Here is a 21,311-nt window from a genome sequence, read left to right as displayed (position 1 = left end):
CTTATATTGAGTTTTGTATTAATTAGCACTTATACCGGCTTCCGCCAATAAAAGAAGCAAGGCATATTGAATGGCTTCGTCTCCATTTTCATCAAGCCACCATTCGTTGAGTGAGTGACCCCCGCCGCCTTTGCCACCACGCCCGATAGTTACCGCAGGGACGCCCAACGAGAGGGGTGTGTTGGCGTTCGTCGATGCAGCCGACAATGAGGGCTCTTTTCCTAAATACTTAGCCGTGGCCATGGCCCGTTGTACCAAGGGGGATTCGGGTGCAGCTGTGCCTGTCGGCCTATCGCCTATTAGTTCGATGGTTACCGCAAGATCGTTCCCTGTCTTCTTCGTTTTATTCACTTCGGCAACGCTTCCCGCCACGGCATCATGCAGTAGCCTATCAATTTCTGCCAGTTTTTCCTGACTTTCCGATCGCATATCTACAATAACCCACGACTCATAAGGTATGCTGTTGACGGACGTGCCGCCACCTGCGACGCTTACGCTGAAAGTGGTCTTAGCACCTCCCTTGTCAATGAGTTTGCGTGCCGCTTCATCCCATTGGGCCATCGCCTTAGCCATGGCAACATGGGGGTTGACAATGCCATAAGCGCCATAAGAATGACCGCCAGGACCTTGAAATGTAATGCGATAACGATGTGATCCAATCCCTTGATTGGTAATCTGGCCGATGTCGCTACCGTCTACCGCCAAATAACTATCGATTTTTGGTCCTTTTTCAAACAAGTATTTGACGCCCCTTAGGTCGCCTTCCCCTTCTTCCCCTACCGTACCTACAAACAACACATCCCCCTGTGTACGGAGGCCGGCACCATTCATGCTTTTCAACAAAGTGAGTAATATGGCCAACCCTCTGGTGTCGTCGCCAATGCCGGGCGCATAAAGCGTATCCCCCCTGTGTTTTACCGTGACATCGGTCCCTTCAGGGAATACCGTATCCATATGTGCTTCAATGACGGTGGTTTTTTTTCGCTCGGAGCCTTTCCGGAGTGCGAGGACGTTGCCGATGCTGTCCATCCATACGGAATCAGCTCCGGCTAGTTCGAGCATGGCCTTAAACTGGTTTGCCCGATCGGCTTCCTTAAACGGGGGTGCCGGAATTTCGGTAAGGAGAATGTGATTTTGGGTCGTTTCATCATGCAACGTAGTAATCCAGTCAAACGTTTCCCTGACGGTAGCGTGGACTGCCAATGTTTTTACTTCGTCGATGTAAGTTGCGGACACTTGCGTTGCTGCCGCTGCGGAAGATGCATCCTTCGGAGGCGATTGGCAACCGCATGCAATCAGGGTAACCAAGTAGCCCCCGATTGCACGCGTTAACAAATTACTTTTCAACAGGTAAAGCATCGTTATTTGGTGGCGTATAACTGATTGAACAACCATTTAAAGGTGCCGTGCGGCTGCGCACGGAAGGTGATTTCCGGCCCAAAGGCATAAAACGTGCCCTTACCTACGGAAGCGGAGAACGCCGTGATGCCGTTTTTCAGGTAGTCTGCTCCCCATATCCAGCCGCTGAGCAATGGGTTGCTGTCGCCGTACCAAGCTAACGGCTTGATGCCTTGGTTTTTGGCGTCCTGATCCAGCCTGAATACTGGGCTGTTGCTGGACATGACATTGACGATTTCAGGCATGCCCCAACCTGCCGGATCCGTTGTGTCCGCAAAAACTTGGTGGATACTGCCGGGCGCATAATACTGTTCGCCGCGAAGCGGCCTTTCACGGCCATCGTCATCTACTTCAACCAGCGCATTCTTGACCGGTAGCCCCAAATGATAGGCCAACGCGGTGCTGCTGCCCACGGTAAACAATGTGCCTCCGGCTTCGACAAACGCTCTGAGCTGCGGGATTGACTTGTCTACGGTGATGTTACCAACCATATGGTGGTACTTTTCAGGAATATCTTCCAGGTTGGGGCCGCGTCCGCCTCGCATTCCTGCACCGCCACTTGCCGAAACCGGCGGGATGCCACCTCCGATAAATAAGATAATATCATACTTGTCGATTAAGCCGCCATTATCTATTTCTTGCGGGAAAATCAATGAAAAGTTATCGAAGTGGTATTGCTCAAGCATCCACCGAACCCAACCGGATGGCATTGAACCGCCATAATTATCGAATAATGCGATTCGACGAGGTTTTATTGCTGTTAAGTTGCCGGGCTTTCTGTCGACAGGGATGGGCTTAATGCCCAAGGTGTCTGCTGCTTTTTGAAGAATGGGCAACCCGTTAGCGGGCACATAAAACGAGCCCGCTGGAGCGCCGTTATACGTTTCCTGGATGCGTGATACATTGATACCGGCAGCCAACAGGTTGTTTACCGCAACAAAAGCGTTGTTGACTTCCGAGCTCAGCAGGAAGCCCGCCGATGATTTTGCAACAGTCTGCGCGGGCGGCGTTTGTATTTGTCCGTAGGGGATGGCTTCAAATGGTCCATCAAATGCGTCCTGAATGCGGTCAAAGTCGATGCCGAACTGGTAGGCTAATGTCCATCCCGCAGCGTCGTAAGGGCGTATGGGGGGACCACCCGGATATTCAAAGTCATTGGGATGATCCTGGGGTTCGAACATGTCGAGTACATGCGGCCGGAATGCTTGGGCAGTTTTTACAACATAAGAACCTGCCGGATAAGATTTACCTGCTACTGTAAAGTCCGAGGTAGCTTTATGGATCAATATACCCGATTTGATTAACGCGTTTACGAATTGCACCGCACTTGGAAAATCAGCTTGATTGGCGGGTATGATGTATCCCCGCGGATCGCGCAATTCGGGGTCACTGAATACCTTATCAAAGTACGATGCTGGGATGTTATCCCGCGAGGCATAACGGGCGGATTGCTCAAGCTCCTCCGTTTGGACTTTGTTGGCAGCTTTATCGGCTTTATAAGTGCTCTCTATTTTAGCGACATAGCTCGGCTTAAGCGGCCAGTAATCGGAGTTGCCGCGTTCGATGGAATTGCGTCCCATGGCATACATATTGAAGAGCAATTCATCGCCAAAACGGCTGGCGTAATCGAGAATGGCATAATTCAGCGATACGGAATAGTCAATCGATCGCTTGAAATTCCATGCTTGTGGCGTCACCGGATTAGGGGTGCCGTTATTCGGAATAAGCCGTTCGGTTATCAATGGTACACTCGAAGGTGTCGGATCGCCGATAATTTCGGTGAGTATGCCGATGCTGTTGTGGTAGTACGGTGTGGTACGCAATCCACCATTCCACCAAGTAGAAAACACAGAACCGCTTAACCGCGTATAACCTGGCTTTTTTTCGAGATTGAGCCGATTGATCATTGCAGAAGCGACCCCGTCAATGCCGGTCATCAATAACGGATCCAATACGTAATTAAATGGATCACGGTAAGGAGGGCCGGCGACTACAGCGCCAGCCGGTGCTGATTGGTGATGGTTATAGATAATCTGTGGATTCCAATCGATATACTGCAAGCGCGAGATAATGGTGGTCTCGATCAGGTTGTTCATATAAAAATCCCGGTTATTGTCATGGCCGACATATTTGTGATAAAGTACCGGCGTGTTTTTATTTCGCTTGAGTGGGTCCTGCTGCTGCATGTACCAATTGGATACCAGTTCCTGCCCATCAGGGTTGCAATGAAAAAGCAAAATCACCACTTCGTCAAGGATTCGTAAGTTTTCCGGATCATTGCGGCTAACCAGCTGATAGAATGTCTCAAACAATTGGTGTGTGGCGACCACTTCGGTTGAGTGCAGTCCCCCATCAATCCATACAACTGGTTTTCCGGCCAAAGACAGTTCTTTGGCTTCTGCTTCTGTCATTTCCGCACGCGCGAGCTTCCGGGAAATTTCTTTGTAGGTGTCTATTTTGGCCAGATTATCCGGCGAGGATATGATAATTAAATGCATGTCCCGTCCTTCGGACGTTTTTCCGGTAAATTCCATCTTTACCCGATTGGATAAAGCCGCTATCTTTTTAAAATAAGCCTCCGATTGTGTGTAATTGGCCAGCATGTAGTCGTCACCAATAGCAAAACCAAAGTGTTCCTTTGGTGAAGGAATGTGCTGCGCGAGGACTTGCATCCCTGCCAGGATGAAGACCAATAATGAAACAGTTATACGTCTAAGCATCGATTTTTGAATTATAATAAAGTTAGTTAGTTACACATCCATTACAGATTCTTAAAACGAACCCCCGTACGGCAATCACAGGGCTCACCTCTCGACTCATCACATGCGTTATCTTGAAACTGAACCAAACGGGTGCCATCGGTCATGGTGATTGCAAACTTAAACAAAAAGTAATCGTTTGGTTCAACTGTATCTAAATCGATACCGACGATTTCTGCAAGCTCAGCAGGTGTGTGACTGAAGGTCTTAGGAAACTCGGTAACCGTCTCATATAGCATATCCGTACTTCTTATGGTGCTTGGTAGCGGGAACTGCCTGATATTGGGCCACACACCAGCCAACGATAGGGTAATGGGATAGGTGGGAGGGCTTGATTCCCGACGATTGAAACTGATGTAAACATCGATGGACTGTGCGTGGACACGCCCGTCGGCATCATAATAATCGAGTGTCCACTCAAACTCTTGTGCGGTGGCATAATCGGGGGTGGCCATGTTGAAAAAAGAGACATTGGCGGTCTGATAAGTGGGTAGCGCTGATTTTTCAATGTTGATGGTGACCTTGGGCGTGGCAGCAATTTTGAATTGTTCCCAGTCATAATCCACATCTTTGCAAGAATTGGCCGCCCATGCCGTTACGGCGATCAAACTGTATATTAATGCCTTTCTCATTGTATTCGTATTAAGGTTCTTTTTCATTTCATTTGATTTGATGACTGATTTAATCGTTCACATCCCAAAAAACTGGTGTGAATTGTTGTTTTCGCTGAAACTCATCGCGAATCGCGATGACCGTCTCATTGGACGTCAGTTCGGTTTCTGAGTAATAAAAGCGCATGGGATATTCATCCAGCGGGGCCAGCAGATCCGCTAACTCGGGTAACCCTGTGCGACGGTAATCGTTGTATGCCTCCACACCGTTGCCATATAGGGCTATCCATTTCTGCATCATCAGCAACTCCATTTTTCCAGCAGCATCGGCAGCATCGAACTGCTCGCCGATGCGGTAAACGAAGCCGTTAATGTTGGCGGGCGGTATTGTCTGGCCTCCATTGCTGGCCGATACAGCGTTGACTAATGTAAGATGAGCTTCCACGCCATCCTTCAGCAGTTGCTTCGCATCTTCGCCGGTATTCAAGGTTAGCGCCGCCTCTGCGCGGATAAATTTAACCATGAAGTTGGTGATAAGCGGCAATATGCCGGCGCCGTTACCATCACCGTTCGTAAAAAGCGCTACCTTAAATGAGTTGTTGGTCGTGCCGGACACAGCGCCATCATTATTCAAGTAGACATGCTGTTCAGTAAGTGACGGGATCGTACCATTGTCATACAAGCCGCCCGCTGGATAGATGCCTACAATCGCCCGGGTATTCAAATCGGCAGGTGATGCGGTGCCGTCTCCCGGATAACGGCCATAATAGCCTTCGCCGTTGGTTGAATTGGCCAATCCACGTCTTTCGTCCATCCGGAAAATGTAATAGCGCAGCCGGGGGTCGTCCTGTGCCTTAAGGCGGTCGATGAGGGGCATACTTACATAGCCGCCCCGGCCGGTATTGTACCAGCTGACAAACCAAGGATGGCGAGCGTTGGGAGAAACGGTCGTACCATATTGAAACGTAAAATCGTGACGATTGTCGTCAATCAGTCCGTCAGCGTCGGCAATCAAGGCTTTAATGCCCGTCTCCGCACGGACCGCATCTACAAGGCGGATTTGATTGAGCAATTTCAACTTAAGGGATTTTCCCATCCGGCTCCATTTTTCGGCCGAACCCTGAAAGAATAGATCGGCAGACGAAGTAACCGAAAATCCCTTGCCGATATCGGACAGCCCTTCATCAATCAAATCGAATAAACTATCGTATATTTCCTGGCCATTTTCGAAGGCTGGGTTGGGATAACCACCGCCGGCCTGCGAATATGGGATGTCACCCCACACATCTACCATTATGCTGTATAAGTACGCCTTTTGGAGTTTAGCAATAGCAACATAGCCCCATTCTTCCTGTTCGGTGCCCACGCTGATAATGGTTTCAAGGTCGGGGATTGTCTCGGTGTAAAATCCTGCCCAGGGGGTCGAAAATGTGTTGCCTGTTTGGCTCCATCTGTTTAGGTTGCCTGACGCCACATGCTGTGAGACCGTAGTGGCCCCACCGTTCAAACCACCTGTAGCGCTTGAACCACTGAAATGACCAACCAGTGAAAGCTGCGTCGCAGGTAGCAAAAGGTTCAATGTAGGTTCCGTAGGATTATTGGGATCATCGTTGATGTCAACGAATTTCTCGCAGGAAATGGTAAAAACACCTACCAGAGCAAGACCCAAGTAGCTGCGCAGATTTTTTAGGATATGGGAGTAATGATTTGCTTTTTTCATTTTCTTCTTAATTAAGGGCACAATGGATATTAAAAGCTGAATCGGAGGTTTACCCCGTATCGGCGGCTGGTCGGCACGCCGCCGCCGTCGGTGCCGGCGTTATTGCCGGAAGTGGTGCTGACTTCAGGATCGTAATTCATATATTTGGGAAAGTTCGGAGCTTTATACCAGAGGTTTCGTCCGCTTATGGAGATGTATGCCGAGCCGAACGGTGATTTTTCCAGCCATTTAGACGGGATGCGGTATCCGAGCGAGACCTCGCGAAGCCGGAAAACCGTGGCATCGAAAACGGTGCCTTCTGCGATGCCTCCTGGTCCGAAGCCACTGCTAAAGAAGTAATCGATGACGGGGATAGCGGTATTATTGGGTATCTTGTTGCCGTTTTCATCGCGCAGGGGTTGCAGGGTGTTTACATCGCCCAGTACGCCCGGCCCGATATACAGCAGCTCCCTATCTTCGGTGTCCCGGGATACTCCACGGGCCATGGCCTCGCCGACGCCATCGGCATAGATCGCACCACCTTCTTTCCAGTCAAACAGTACATCCAGCGTGACTCCTTTATAGGACACGGTGTTACTGACACCTACCATAAATTTAGGTGCGGGATTGCCTATCGGCCCGCTTACGCCCGAAGATATGGGCTTGCCCGTTTGCGGGTTGACCAAGATGTTTCCTTCATCGTCTCGAGCATAGCGGCTACGGTATATCTGCCCATAAGGCTGTCCAGGGATGTGCACGTTATTGCCATACACGAGCTGTGCATATTCCCCAAGATCATCTACCATGTTATTGTTGCGGGTGAAGTTGGCGTTAATGTCCCAATTGAACCCGTCGCTATGGCGAAAGGGGGCTCCTGACAGCATGATCTCCACCCCACGGTTAGATGTTTGGCCCAAATTGATTATCCGGCTGGTGTAGCCGGTCGATGGTGGGGCATCTACGGTAAAAATTTGTTGCGTGCTTTGCTTATGGTAATAAGTCACATCCAGGCTGGCCCTGCGGTTGAAGAACTGCATTTCCGTACCAATCTCAAATTCAGTAATAAACTCAGGTTTGAGGTTGGCGTTGGTAAGCGAATTGGATAGGGTCAGGGTGCTCACATTGGACACTGTGCCATTTGAAAAGGGCGAGTCTATTCCACCGAATGATTGGTTGGCATTATACACATTCATGGTTAGGTAGGGAGACGCTTCATTGCCCACCCGTGTGTAGCCGATGCGCAATGTTCCAAAAGACAGGACATCGCTTTGTATTTTGAATGCATTGACATAGTTAAATGAAGCATTCGCACCACCGTAAAAGTAACTTCTGTTTTCTTTTGGCAGGGTAGAGGAGACGTCATTCCGTCCGACCAGATTGAGCGAAAGGAAATCTTTGTAATCAACGGTAATGTCTCCAAAAAACGCGTAATACCGTTGTTTGATGCGGGCACGGTTGTTGGGGAGCGAACCCAGCACAATGGTTGAGGTGTTGCTGATATCGTTGATGCCCCGCGTAATGATGTCGTTGCCATCGAATACCGAGCGGTTGGTCATCCGTTGGTTAATGTTGTTTCCGAAGATGGCCCGCACGGAATAGTCGGCCGCGAATGACTTGGTGACGGTGAGTAGCAGGGTGTTGTCCAATTCCTGCCGGTAAATGTTGTCTGCACTCATTGAGCCATTAGCGTATACGGAAGATCCTTTTCCTAATACGCTCAGCCGCCGGTCGGTATAGGCGTTGAATCCTACGGCGTTCTGAATGTTCAGCCAATCGAGTGGATCGTAGCCCAACACAAAATTGCCGTAATACCGGTCGACATTACTGGTGGAGGGGCTATTGGCGACCGACCAATAGGGGTTGTCAAGGCCGGCCCGTGCATAAACGTTATCCCCATTTGGTGTTTCATAGGGCAATCCGGTCAGATCATAGCTGGTGGGCAGGTAATAAAGGTTACTCATGACGTTTCCACTCCCCCCAATGGGCGGGGCTGTTTGATCCGTCATGACATAATTAATGGTACCGCTCGCGTAGAAATTATTATCCATGCGAACATTTCCGCCGATATTGATGGAGGTGCGGGTGATGCTATTGCCAGGGACGATACCTTCGTTTTTGGTACGGCTAAGGCCAGCGGTGAAGTTGCCTTTCTCACTGCCGCTGTTGATACTCAATGCGGTCTCCAGTACATTGCCGGTGCGGAAAAAAGCATCCTGTGCCTGTCCTGCATAAGAACGGTAGGGCACCTGCACCGGAGTGACGCCATCAGCCTCAAAAAACTCCGGAAAGTCGGCAGCCGATACCAGGCTGGCCAGCGGGTGGGGAATGGTGGCCCGGGAGCTATAAGCCGATCCCGAAGATCCGTATACGCCATCGCGGTAGTCGAAATTGGTGCCTTGGCCGTAAATTTGTTGATAATCGGGCAAACCTGCAATCTCTTCCAGTGAATAGGACGTGTTGAGGGTAATTTCCGTCCCCTTACGACTTCGCTTAGCCGATGCCTTAGTAGTGATGATGATAGCGCCATTGGCTGCCCGAGAGCCGTAAAGTGCGGCAGCCGCTGCACCCTTCAACACGGTGATGCTTTGAATATTGTTGGGGTCGATGTCGAATGCCCGGCTGGCTGTTGTTTGGTTACCTTGGGTATTACGCTCGCCTACACGGTCAAAGGTAGAGTTGTCAAACGGAATGCCATCTACCACGTAAAGCGGTTGGTTGTTGTTGCCTAGGGAGGAATTTCCGCGGATGGTAATGTTGGTCGATCCTCCGGCTACGCCGCCGCCGCCCTGAATGTTTACACCGGCGACCTTGCCAGTAAGGGCCCGTACGGGATCAGGTTCGTTTTTCTGAGCCAAAGCGTCCGCATTCACTGTAGACACGGCGTATCCCAACGTATTGGATTTGCGCTCGATGCCCGCAGCGGTAACCACCACTTCACTCAGTTCAAGCTGGTCAGGCTGTAGGCTTACATTGATCACATTGGATGTGCCCAGTGGTTCGTTGACGTCGGCGTATCCTACAAAGTGGAAGGTCAATGATGTTGCTGTTGGGGGCACCATAATCCGATACTGCCCGGTATTGTCTGTTGAGGTACCGGTGGTTGTACCGGTAACGGTCACCATCACGCCCGCCAGTGGCTCGCCGGTTTCGTCTGTCACCTTACCTGTGATGGGACGCTGCTGGCTTTTGGATGCATCGCTATTCTTGTAGATGATATAAAAATTGTCGCCGTTGTGTTTATAATGCAGACCGGTGCCCTCCAAAAGGAGATCCATCGATTCGGTAAAGCTCATCGCCTGGTATCTGCGTACCACCTCTGCCGCAACCCGGTGTTCAGGTAGTAATCCGCTCCGGTAGGCAATGGACACACCATGACGCCGCTCAAGTGACATGAGCGCCTCCCGTATGTCCGTCTCACCGTCGCTATCCATATGTCGCGGGCGGTTTCGGACTTCATGTCTTGCATTGTGCGACGCCAGCTGTGCCCACAGTGGGGTTCCGGCTAGCATTGCGATTAGCAGCAGGCCAAAAAATGGGGTAAAAATATTATGCATAATGCTCATTGATTTGGTTAGTTATTTAATGAATTGTTTCGTTTACCCAATAGTTTTCCCTTGACGTCCGGATACACGGACGACGCCTCACTGTAGTCAGTGAACAATCGCTTATCGTATTGATTGGAATGATAACCCGTGGCTGTACACCTTAGCGGGTTGTAAGAACGTATTGCCTTTCTTCTTCGGCCTCAACAATAGCCAATCCGTATAACGTAATAATGTGATCCAGTAGTTGCCTGTGATTGTCGATCACGGGTATTGAACCTGAAGCCTTTCGCTTCAATATACTTTCCTGTAAGACGGCCGTCCGTATATCGTATGTTTCTGCAAGTAATAGTTGAATTTCTGCGAACGATGTATTATCCAAAAGTATTTTACGGTCTTGCCATGCAAAATGCGCAACAGCCTTTTGGCTGACTTTTTTTGTTATTTCACCTGATGTAGAGTTACCGATATAAACCACATCATTTGGCTCCATCTCCACAATTTCCGCAGGCTTCCCTTTACGTGCATAATGCAACCTTATTTTACCGGTTTTTAACGCGATTTGTATTCCAGACGTACGTTTTTGAACGTTGAACTCGGTACCTACCACTTCTATGGACAATGTATCCGCGAGGTGTACGATAAATCGTTGCTTATCTAATTTCTTGGTCACTTTAAACGCCGCCTCGCCGTCAAGCCATATTTCTCTGTTCGTGGCTTTGTGATAAGAAATGGTGGAATTGCCGTTCAGCGTCACTTCGGAATCGTCTGGCAGCATCACTGATCTGATTTCTCCATATGCCGTCTGAAAGGTGGTTTGCCGCTGGTTATGTGGGTTGAGGATAGGAAGCGCAACGATGAATAACAGGACTGCTGCGACTGCATAGAGCCAAATCCGCTTTGGAAGCCGCTTGATCCTTGCTTCTTTGGTGCCAGACCGCGCGGTCTGGTGTTTGATTTGATGGAGTAGGTCTTTTTGCAGCGCGAGTCTGCGCTCGGTACTAAGACTGGCGGTATATGGTGACTCGGCCTTCGGCGTATCGTACCAGTCCATCAATCGTTGCTCTTCTGATGGCGTACATGTTCCGGTCAAGTATTTGTCGATTAATATTTCGAGTGTTTTGTTGTCCATTCCAGCCGTTCTTCAGTGTATATGTGTCAGATGGCGACAAAAACCTCTATATAAATTTTAATTTTTTTATAAAATTCTATTTTTCCGTTGATTTTATTTGATTTTGTAGCTGATTTTGTTGTTGTATTGTTGAAAACATGTTTTTTTTTGTTTGTTAGAAGTGCGGACTATTTGTGTTTGGGTGTTTTGGTTTGCAGTTCCTGTTTATATCACAAGCCAAAGCAATTCAATCGGATCCCACAATATACATATCAGCCAGGTTTTTATTTGTGTGGGTAAATAACCGAAATACTTTTTAAATGCCGCCGTGAAATGGGTGCCGTGTTTGTAACCCACACGTTGAGCTACCGACGCTACCTTTTCGTTTTCCTCCAGCAGCATTTTTTTTGCAAGCTGCATGCGGTGTGCGGTAAGGTAATGGAATACCGTGGTGCCAAGGACCTGTTTGAAGTGCTTTTTCAGTGTCGCGTCATTGGTCCCCACGCGATGAGCCAGGCTCAATAACGTGTGGTTGCCGGCTGGCTCGTTGTGAAGGATGTCCCTGACTTGGTATACACGATGTACTTCGTCGTCGCGCAGTGGCTGGTGGTGATAAACAGTATCCGACTCCCAACGTTGTTCCGCTTGCAAGAGGAGAAGCTCAATGATTTTCGCTTTTAGGTAATAAGTCTTGGAAAAATCCCGTCGTTTACAATAGATGATGTCAAAGACGAGTGCGCTTATCTCAGGGCTCAATGGCAGGCCTGCATCGCTCAAGGCCACCGGGTGCTGGCGGCTGATACTGCCGTTTAGCGCTGCAAAAGTGCGATGATGGAGCGGAAAATATTTCGTGAACAAATCAAGATGTAAATCGATGATAAGCAGTTCTTGCGGTTCTTGATAAGGCCACTCAATGACAACGGGGGTATTTGCTGTGACGAAATAAAGGTTGTGACCGTGGGCCGACACCTCTGACGATAAGGATTGGCGTACTGTGATTCGCGTATTTCCCTGAATACAGCATACTACCTTGACAACAGACTCACGATATTCCATGACCATTTTACCCGCGGCAGCGCCGCCGGAAATTGCTGGCGCCCTGCCGTGCAGGCAATAGAAGTTTGTGCCCCGAAATCCAGACCAAATGAAATGATCAATGTCCGGTTGTACATCGATAGACAACGGGTTACAGGGGGCGGTTGGGTGCATTTCTCCGTTTTGCGTTGCCGTATTTCCGTTTAAGGTCATTGTTATGTTGTTTAACCAGCTATTTTTGCGGCCAAATTACAAATTATTTAGACTATTTCTAAGTAAAATGACGAATATACGATGAATAGACTTTATACATCAATCTTACTGCTTGCCATGTATGCAAATGTACTGGCTTTGCATGCGCAAGAACATGTCACTATCCGGGGGCGAATAATAGATCAAGGAACGTCAAAACCGGTTATCGGTGCAACTGTTTCGATAAAGGAGAACGAGCGATCAGGCAGTTCCATCAGTGGTTCGGAAGGCGGGTTCACTATCCGGGCGCATGTAAACCAGACCATCGTCGTTACCAATGTAGGTTATTTGCCCGCGGAGTTAAAAGTGATAAATGAACAAGAACCTGTGCTGATCGCATTGGTTCCGGACAATAGGCAGCTATCGGAGGTGGTAGTCACCGGTGCACTGGGGCTTCAACGATCCGCACGCGAGTTGGGTACTTCGGCGCAGGTGGTTGACAATGAGCACCTCAATCAAGGACGGGTAATCAATCCGTTGTTGGCACTGGCAAGCAAAGTATCCAGCCTGCGCATCAATGCCAGTGATGCCACTTCCGGAAAAACAGATCCTTCCGTGCAAGTAAGGTTGCGGGGAACCCGTTCGTTTAACCGTGCACAGAACGATCCCATATATGTCGTAGATGGCGTACCTATTCCTGACATTGGCCGGCTGAATCCTAATGACATCGAAAGCATCACGGTGTTAAAAGGCGCTAACGCTGCGGCGCTGTACGGTTCAGAAGGTGTGAACGGTGCCATCATGATCAACACCAAGGCCGGTAGCCGGGGAAGGGGCACCATACAGTTCAACAATGCAACCACGTTCTCAAACGTATTTCTTCTCCCACCCGCACAAACGGAATTTGGACAAGGTCAGAACGGCGTTTATTCGGCTACCACTGCCGAATCCTGGGGGCCGAGGTTCAACGGCGAAATGATGCCGTTTGGTCCCCCCATCAACGGTGTACAGCCCGAGATTCGTTATGCGGCGCCAGGCAGTGACAACCGGCTCGAATTTTTCGATACTGGCGTAACCACGCAAAACGATATTTCATTCTCCGGTGGAGATGAGCAATCGACCTATTACCTGTCTGTACAAGACGTACGCATCAAAGGGGTAATCCCTGGAGACCAGTCGGCTCGCACCGGAGCGCGTTTCAATGGGGCGCGTAATTTCGGCAAACTGAAGACAGCGTATTCTGTCAATTATATTTATTTCGACCGGAATACTACTCCTGATGGGCCGTGGCTCTCGGTCTATACCCAGCCGGCTAACCTGGACTATAGCGAGTATCGCAACTGGGAAGACCCCAATTCGCCCGCCCACCCGTTGAATTGGTACAATACTGTCTCATCGACTAAAAATCCATTTTTCATGGCCGACAATACACGTAATACAGCCAAACAGCAGACACTCAACGGCCGAATCGAATTGGATTATCAATTTACGGATTGGTTTAAAGCGATTTACCGGCTTGGGTATTACAATACCAACGAAGACACCCGTGCGACGACAGGCAAATTGGCATCGCCCATTGGTGCGCGTAATGTAAATGGCTCGGTAGAGGACGGAGCCAATACATTCAGACGGCTGAACAACGACTTAATACTCAACTTCAATAAGCAGTTTGGCGATTTTAGCACCAATCTCTTACTCGGTCAGAATGTGCGGATGGACGAAACCAAAGCCATCGGTGTAGGAGCGTCCAATCTGTTGCTGGAAGATCTGTTTAATCCGGGCAGCCGTATAGGGGAGCTTTCGGGAAGTTCGCGGATTGAACAGTACCGTTCCTTAGGCACGTATGGGGAGCTGACCGGCGGATACCGAAATTATCTCTTTTTGACCTTGACTGGCCGCTATGATCAAGTATCGGTATTAAGCAAAGACAACAGGGGGTATTTTTATCCCGGTATCAGCACCTCGTTCGTGTTTACGGATGCCATCCCGAGCTTGAAAGATCATCGGGTAGTCAACTACGGTAAAATCTATGCATCGTTCAACCGTACCGGAAACGTGACGTTGTCGCCTTATAGTCTCAATAACCCGTATAGCCAATCCGGCGGATTCCCATACGGTTCGCTTGTCGGTTTCTTGCCGTCCTTGACCAACCCGAATCCGAATATAGAACCGGAATTTGTGACGTCTTATGAAGCAGGGTTTCAGTTGGCCTTGTTTAACAACCGCTTGAATATCGATGCTGCGTACGTCTATTCGGATTCAGATGGGCAGATTTTTACGGCACTCTCGTCAAGCGCAACAGGATATAATAATTCCATCGTGAATGCCGGCCGCTTGACGAATAGCATCATTGAACTGTCGCTCAACGGGGATGTCGTTCGAAATAATAGCCTGAGATGGAACCTTGGTTTTAACTTCTCGTATACCGACAATCAGGTGAAGGAGCTATATTCGGGCAACGAATTCCGGATTTTCCGTCAGTCTTATGCGATTATTGGGCAGCAATACCCGACGCTGAAGGTAAGCGACTATGCGAGGGATCCGCAAGGACGGATTATCGTCGACGAAAATGGCAATACCAGTACGCTGGATGACAATACGGTGCTGGGCACCATGGTGCCTCCTTACCTGATGGGATTGAACTCAACGGTGAGTTATAAAGGCTTCCAACTGGGCTTGCAGTTCGACGCCCGTATGGGCGGATGGATTTATTCAGAAGTGGTGCCACGTATGTATACCGCCGGTACACACCCCGCTACCGTAGCGTATGGGCGACAGCCATTCATCATGCCCAATACCGTGATAGACAATGGCGATGGGACGTACAGCCCCAACACGTCGGTGGAGTCGAGGGGGGATAAGGCATTTTGGCAGTCGCAGGGTAATGTGCAAATAAATACCGCCGCGAAGGGCGATTACTTAAAGCTTCGGGAACTGAATTTATCGTACACGTTACCCAAATCCTGGCTGTCCAACCAACGGGTTATCAGCGCGGCAAGCATCGGTTTTATCGCAAACAATTTGTTTATCATCCGGCATAGTTCCAATACATTGGGCGATGCCGAGTCCTTATATAACCAGACCGACGGTTACTTGAGCTTTCGCCAAATCCCGCCGTCACGTACGTATGGATTTAATGTGAATGTGACCTTCTAATGAGTTTTTTAATATTCAAAAGTAAACGATTACAATGAAACATATTTTTAGAGTAGCTGTTTTTTCAGGGCTGTCTATCCTGGCCGCTTCCTGCGACAGTTTTCTGGACGTCAATGTGAATCCGAATGCGCCGGTTAATGAAAACCTCACCTTGGCTTCGAAACTTCCTGCGGCCCTTAATAGCACGGCTACGCAGGAGGTGTTGCAGCTCAATCAATTAGGTGCATTCTGGGGTGGGTATTGGGGCACAACAAGTGAGGCACTCGCGTCGTTTAATGACATTAAGTACTACGACGGGATAGGAATCCGTGGGTCCAGGGATGGCATCCAGATTTGGGAGAATACCTACAACATTTTGTTGTATTATAAATTAATAAAGGATCAGGCAGAAACGGAACAAGCAGGGTTTTACGCAGGAATCTCCAAAATCATGATGGGATGGCATTTTATGCGGCTTGTGGATATTTATAACAATGTGCCCTTCGACGAGGCTTTACAGGGCACCAATATGCCACGGCCGACCTACCAATCCGGCCAGGAGGTGTATCAAAAGTCGATCGACTTGATCACCGAAGGTATCCTAGACATCAAATCTGCATCGGTGGCACCGGCCAGTGACGATATTTTCTTCGCCGGAAACCGAACACTTTGGGCGAAATTTGGAAATACTGTCAAGTTGCGCGCACTGTTGCAGCAATCGGAGGTCTCTTCCCAAAGCGGTTACATATCGGCCGAAATTCAAAAGATCATACAAGAAGGGTCCGGTTTCCTGGGCATTGGCGAAAACGCCTATTGCAACCCCGGTTACTTAAACACGGCCGGCAAAATGAACCCATTTTATGAGACATATTACCGTAACGCGGGTGGCGCAACGGTAGCCAACCATACGAATATTCGGCCTACCGAATACCTCATCGAGAAGTACCAAGCATTGAATGATCCCCGTTTGGACCAGCTTTATTTAACAGCCAGCGGATCATATAAAGGTGTACGGTTTGGCAACCCGGTAGCGGCAGACGAATATAACGCAGACAATACTTCAGCATTGAAAGGGCCGGTCGAAAACGGTAACCAGCCTGCTGGTTTGTTGAAAAGCTTCAACCAATCTACGGTGATCCTCTCTTCTTTCGAAAGCCTGTTTCTGCAAGCTGAAGCTGCTGAGCGCGGTTGGATTGATGGTGCTGCCGCCACGTTTTATCGTCAGGCCGTTGCGGAGTCGTTTGCCTATATCGGACTTAGCGGTTCGGAAGCTGAAACGTATACCGCGCAACCGGCTGTTGCATTGGGCGAGGCAGGTAACAGGATAGCACGGATCATCGAGCAAAAATGGCTGGCCATAAACAGCATCAATAGCTTCCAAGCCTGGAACGATTTCAGAAGATTGGGATTGCCCGATTTTCCTAATTCCGAAAGTGCGCCGTCGGCTGACGCGAGGCCCTTGCGGCTGATGTATCCCGAAACCGAACTCCAGACAAACAGGGACGAGGTAAACCGGCAAGGGGGCGACAACATTACGAGCGATCGTGTGTGGTGGGATATTGATTAACGCTTTACCGGCATAAACTATGGAACACACGTTGCCCGTTCGGGTGGTGTGTTTTTTTTATGATTTGGGCGCGATAAATTTGTACCTTTATCGCTCCTATATTAGACAGCTGCATACTGTGCGACAACGATTCGCTCTATATAAACCATACTATTTAAGTACACTGGCGTTGGCCGGTCCAGTAATGATCTCGCAACTGGGGCACATGATGGTGCAGACAGCCGACAGCATTGTCGTCGGGCATTTTGCCGGTACCATACCGCTTGCCGCTGTATCTTTGGTGCACAGCGTGTTTATGATCGTCATGGTTGTTGGCCTCGGTATCGCCTATGGGCTTACACCGTTGATAGCACAGGAAAATGGTCGGAAGCACTATGAAGAATGCGGAGTCCTGCTTTCCAATAGTTTGTGGATTAATACCTTGTCTGGCATCTTGTTGTTTTGTTTGGTGTATTTCGGCTCCATGGCTGTCATCGATCACCTCGATCAAGATCCCGCAGTGGTCCGCGAAGCGAAGCCTTATCTGTTTATCCTCGGTCTGTCCGTTGTGCCGATGATGGTATTTAGTACGTTCAAGCAATTTGCAGAAGGATTGGGATTCACCAGGCAAGCGATGAACATCACGATATGGGGGAATGTATTGAATATACTGTTGGCAATTATTCTGGTGAAAGGAATGTTCGGTTTTGCTCCCATGGGCGTGAGGGGTGTAGGCTATGCGACGCTGACTGACCGGTGCTTGATGGCGCTTGTGATGGGATTTTATGTGTTCCGATCGGTTAATTTCAAGCGCTATTTAAAGCGATTTGACATCTGGCGCATTGGCTTCCACAGGTGTATAGCCATCCTGCGTATCGGTGCACCAGTAGCGCTGCAATACGTATTTGAAGTGGGGGCTTTTGCGGCTGCGGCGGTAATCGCTGGAACAATAGGAGCCAATGAGCAGGCGGCACATCAAGTGGCAATCACCATGGCGGCCACCACCTATATGATGGCGAGCGGCATTGCTGCCGCAGCAACCATCAAGACGGGCAATAGTTATGGAAAATACAATATCCCGCGGTTGAAGCGATTTGCGCTGTCCAGCTATCTTATCGTTCTGGCATTCATGGGCTTTGCAGCTGTGGTGTTTGTGGTATTCAACCGGTATCTCCCATGGATTTTTACCAGCGACCTCGTAGTTATTGGCATCGCCGCCCAGCTATTGATTATCGCGGGATTGTTCCAGCTGTTTGATGGTACGCAGGTAGTCGGGCTGGGCATTCTGCGTGGCATGGGCGATGTCAATATCCCCACGCTGATAACTTTCGTGGCCTACTGGGTGATAGGGTTACCCTGCGCCTACGTGCTGGGCATCTCCCTTGGTTTTGGTGTGAAGGGGATATGGTACGGGCTTACGCTCGGCCTGTTTACCTCTTCGGTATTGCTGTATCTACGGTATCGCCAGGTAGTGTTTAAATCTCCCGATTTACATCCCAGTTTTCGAGGTAATCCGCAACGCGTTTAACAAACCGCCCGCCGAGCGCACCATCCACCACGCGGTGGTCATAAGACAATGAGAGGTACATCATATGCCGTATCCCGATCATGTCGCCGTACGCCGTTTCGATGACCGCAGGTTTTTTTGTGATGGTGCCCACGGCCAATATGGCTACTTGCGGTTGGTTGATGATAGGCGTCCCCATGATATTGCCGAAAGCGCCGATGTTGGTTAGGGTGAATGTGCCGTCTTGGGTATCGTCCGGTTTCAGCCGGTTGGCTCGAGCGCGGTTTGCCAGGTCGTTTACGGCTTTGCTAAGGCCGACCAAACTGAGCTGATCGGCATTTTTGATGACCGGAACAATCAGGTTACCTGATGGCAATGCGGCGGCCATCCCGATGTTGATATGACGTTTTTTGATGATTTGTGTCCCGTTTACCGAAACGTTGACCATGGGAAAATCCTTTAGGGCCTTGCTTACGGCTTCGATAAAGATAGGCGTAAAAGTGATTTTTTCACCTTCACGCTTTTCGTACGCATCCTTTACCTTATTTCTCCAATTGACCAGATTGGTCACATCAGCCTCCACAAATGAGCATACATGCGGTGAGGTTTGCACACTCCTGACCATGTGGTCAGCGATTAATCGGCGCATGCGATCCATTTCGATGATTTCGTCCTGTGGAGATAGGACGAGGGTTGGTTCTTGGTGATGCCAATCCTGCTTGCTGGTAGGAAGCGGATCGGGGATAACCGTTTGCGTCTGTGCTGAAACGTCTGACGCCTGGGTTTTGCGTTCGTTTTGTGCCTGATGCCGCGCCGCTTTTTTGGTTTCCAAATAGTTCAATACATCTTGTTTAGTCACCCTGCCCTCATTGCCCGTGCCAACGATCTTGTCCAGCTCTTCACTGGTAATGCCCTCTTCAGCAGCGATGTTTTTGACGAGTGGTGAGTAGAAGCGCGAATCAGGCGCCTGGGCATGTGGCTGGCGCTCCGGTTCTGCCAACTGCGCAATGCCCGGGATATCATGAGCGGTATGTTCCTCGGTAGTTGTTTCGAGGGGCTGTTCGGCAGGCCGGTCAGTGGTATCACTGTTTTCGTCCGCTACTTCAATAATGGCTACAACATCGCCTACCTGGGCAACCGTATTTTCGGCAAAGCGTTGTTCTTTAAGTATCCCCGCCACGGGCGATGGTACGTCCGAATCTACTTTGTCCGTGGCAATTTCCAATACCGGCTCATCTTCCTCGACGTGATCACCGGGATGCTTTAACCATTTTATTACGGTTGCTTCCGATACGCTTTCACCCATGCGGGGGAGTTGTAAATTGAATGTTGCCATAAGCTAATTTTATCTGTTTCACGCCGGCGCTATTCGGATGGGATAGCTTGCCTGCTTTGTGACACTGCACCTCCTGCCAATCCGGCCCAAGTTACATAAATAATCGAATAAAAATAAAAGAACGGAATTTTATTTCGTTAAATTGTGTTTTTCCGCAATTAAAAAGTTGTCTCGTCTCAAGGGTTAGCCTATTTATGCTCAGCGTTCAATAATTGCCAAAGCATAAACAAAGCCGCCATCGACGACCGATCGATGTTAATGGCGCGGTCATGACCAAAAAGATAGCCATGTGCGGCCACTTGGGTTTTTCCAGCTACGGCTATCCAAACCAGGCCCACTGGTTTTTCCGGTGTGCCCCCATCCGGCCCGGCAATACCACTGACGGCAATGGCGTAGTCTACCTTAAAATTCCGCTGTGCGCCCAACGCCATCTCACGCACGGTTTGTTCACTTACTGCCCCATGACTGTCGAGCGTCTCTTGTTTGACATCCAAAAGCTTCATTTTCATGGCGTTTGAATAAGTCACCGCGCTTCCTTCAAACATAGAGCTGCTTCCCGGGAGCGCGGTGATAAGCTTGGCGATGTTGCCACCCGTACAGCTTTCAGCGGTTGCCAGGAGCAGTCCGCGCTGCTGCATGAAATCGCGGATCAATTGTTCGAGCGAAGTATCTTCACCAGCCAGGAAATGTATGCCAATGCGTTGCTTTATTTGCTGCACAATCGTCGTGGTTTCCGCTTTTAAGGCGTTTAAGTCACCTCCGGTAGCTGACAGCCTGAGCCGTACAATACCTGGTTTGGGTAAGTAGGCGAGGTGAATATGGTGCGGTAAGGCGGCTTCGATATCGGCAATTTTTTCGGCCAGATACGACTCACCGATGCCTCCGGTGAGTATGGTATGGTGCCACAATGGTTTTCTGTCCTCAAACTGCTTGAGCCGTGGGATTACCCGCTCGAGCATGATATGCTTCATTTCAAACGGTACGCCTGGCATAATGATATACGTTTTGCCCTTGTGCGATACCCACATGCCCGGAGCGGTGCCCATTTCATTGAACAACACATCACATTTATCCAGCACGTCGGCCTGCCTGCGGTTTATTTCAAGCATTGGTCGCGCACTACGCGCGAAAATTGATTCGACATGCGCAAGGACTTTGGCATCACGGCGGAGGCCGCAGTCAAAATATGCGGCAAGCGTTTGCTTCGTGACATCATCTTTGGTGGGACCCAATCCGCCAGTGACCAAGACGACATCGGCCCGTCCGGACGCCAGCGTAAGCGCGACAATGATGTCTGCCGGATAATCAGCTACGGAGCTGACCTGCTTGACATGGATGCCTATCGCGTTCAGTTGTTGGGCTATCCATGCCGAATTCGTATCGATAATTTGACCGATAAGGATTTCGTCGCCGATGGTAATGATTTCTACTTGCATACGG

General features: G+C 49.5%; 12 protein-coding genes. 3 read left to right on the top strand and 9 right to left on the bottom strand.

The genetic code is table 11. The features are described 5' to 3' along the window. Positions 1 to 18 precede the first annotated feature (18 nt). From JHJ32_RS17070 to JHJ32_RS17040, 7 genes are all read right to left on the bottom strand, one after another. Positions 19 to 1,335 (bottom strand): M20/M25/M40 family metallo-hydrolase, encoded by a 1,317-nt coding sequence (locus tag JHJ32_RS17070; RefSeq protein ID WP_233632719.1) that lies wholly within the window; start codon positions 1,333 to 1,335, stop codon positions 19 to 21. A 26-nt stretch (positions 1,336 to 1,361) separates the two neighbouring features. Further along, the gene (locus tag JHJ32_RS17065) at positions 1,362 to 4,118 is read right to left on the bottom strand and encodes a M14 metallopeptidase family protein (RefSeq protein ID WP_200121772.1); all 2,757 of its coding nucleotides are present in this window, start codon (positions 4,116 to 4,118) and stop codon (positions 1,362 to 1,364) included. A 41-nt stretch (positions 4,119 to 4,159) separates the two neighbouring features. Continuing rightward, positions 4,160 to 4,789, bottom strand: coding sequence for a hypothetical protein (locus tag JHJ32_RS17060; RefSeq protein WP_079715589.1), 630 nt, complete (start codon positions 4,787 to 4,789; stop codon positions 4,160 to 4,162). Between the two features lie 49 nt (positions 4,790 to 4,838). Beyond that, complete coding sequence (locus tag JHJ32_RS17055) at positions 4,839 to 6,488, bottom strand: SusD/RagB family nutrient-binding outer membrane lipoprotein (RefSeq protein ID WP_200121771.1); 1,650 nt, start codon at positions 6,486 to 6,488, stop codon at positions 4,839 to 4,841. A 29-nt stretch (positions 6,489 to 6,517) separates the two neighbouring features. After that, on the bottom strand, positions 6,518 to 9,898 hold the full coding sequence (locus JHJ32_RS17050) for a SusC/RagA family TonB-linked outer membrane protein (RefSeq protein ID WP_233632718.1): 3,381 nt from the start codon (positions 9,896 to 9,898) through the stop codon (positions 6,518 to 6,520). A 274-nt stretch (positions 9,899 to 10,172) separates the two neighbouring features. Next, positions 10,173 to 11,141, bottom strand: a complete 969-nt coding sequence (locus JHJ32_RS17045; protein WP_200121770.1) for a FecR family protein — start codon at positions 11,139 to 11,141, stop codon at positions 10,173 to 10,175. A 204-nt stretch (positions 11,142 to 11,345) separates the two neighbouring features. Beyond that, positions 11,346 to 12,368, bottom strand: coding sequence for an AraC family transcriptional regulator (locus JHJ32_RS17040; protein WP_200121769.1), 1,023 nt, complete (start codon positions 12,366 to 12,368; stop codon positions 11,346 to 11,348). A gap of 81 nt (positions 12,369 to 12,449) precedes the next feature. Between JHJ32_RS17040 and JHJ32_RS17035 the strand changes: the two genes are divergently transcribed. The 3 genes from JHJ32_RS17035 (at position 12,450) to JHJ32_RS17025 (ending at position 18,556) form a co-directional block, all read left to right on the top strand. Then, the gene (locus JHJ32_RS17035; RefSeq protein WP_200121768.1) at positions 12,450 to 15,503 is read left to right on the top strand and encodes a SusC/RagA family TonB-linked outer membrane protein; all 3,054 of its coding nucleotides are present in this window, start codon (positions 12,450 to 12,452) and stop codon (positions 15,501 to 15,503) included. A gap of 34 nt (positions 15,504 to 15,537) precedes the next feature. Further along, positions 15,538 to 17,049 (top strand): SusD/RagB family nutrient-binding outer membrane lipoprotein, encoded by a 1,512-nt coding sequence (locus JHJ32_RS17030; RefSeq protein WP_200121767.1) that lies wholly within the window; start codon positions 15,538 to 15,540, stop codon positions 17,047 to 17,049. Between the two features lie 205 nt (positions 17,050 to 17,254). Beyond that, complete coding sequence (locus JHJ32_RS17025; RefSeq protein WP_233632717.1) at positions 17,255 to 18,556, top strand: MATE family efflux transporter; 1,302 nt, start codon at positions 17,255 to 17,257, stop codon at positions 18,554 to 18,556. Here JHJ32_RS17025 and JHJ32_RS17020 read toward each other — a convergent pair. Both JHJ32_RS17020 and JHJ32_RS17015 read right to left on the bottom strand, forming a co-directional pair. Beyond that, the gene (locus JHJ32_RS17020; RefSeq protein ID WP_200121765.1) at positions 18,504 to 19,871 is read right to left on the bottom strand and encodes a dihydrolipoamide acetyltransferase family protein; all 1,368 of its coding nucleotides are present in this window, start codon (positions 19,869 to 19,871) and stop codon (positions 18,504 to 18,506) included. The genes JHJ32_RS17025 and JHJ32_RS17020 overlap by 53 nt on opposite strands. Positions 19,872 to 20,059: 188 nt before the next feature. Beyond that, a complete protein-coding gene (locus JHJ32_RS17015) occupies positions 20,060 to 21,307 on the bottom strand; it encodes a competence/damage-inducible protein A (RefSeq protein WP_200121764.1) in 1,248 nt (415 codons plus the stop codon). Positions 21,308 to 21,311 lie beyond the last annotated feature (4 nt).

Origin of the sequence: Parapedobacter sp. ISTM3 (assembly GCF_016533505.1) — a bacterium.
Lineage (GTDB): Bacteria > Bacteroidota > Bacteroidia > Sphingobacteriales > Sphingobacteriaceae > Parapedobacter > Parapedobacter luteus.
Note: the sequence above shows the minus strand (reverse complement) of the source record. Positions and strands in the feature narration are given on the sequence as shown.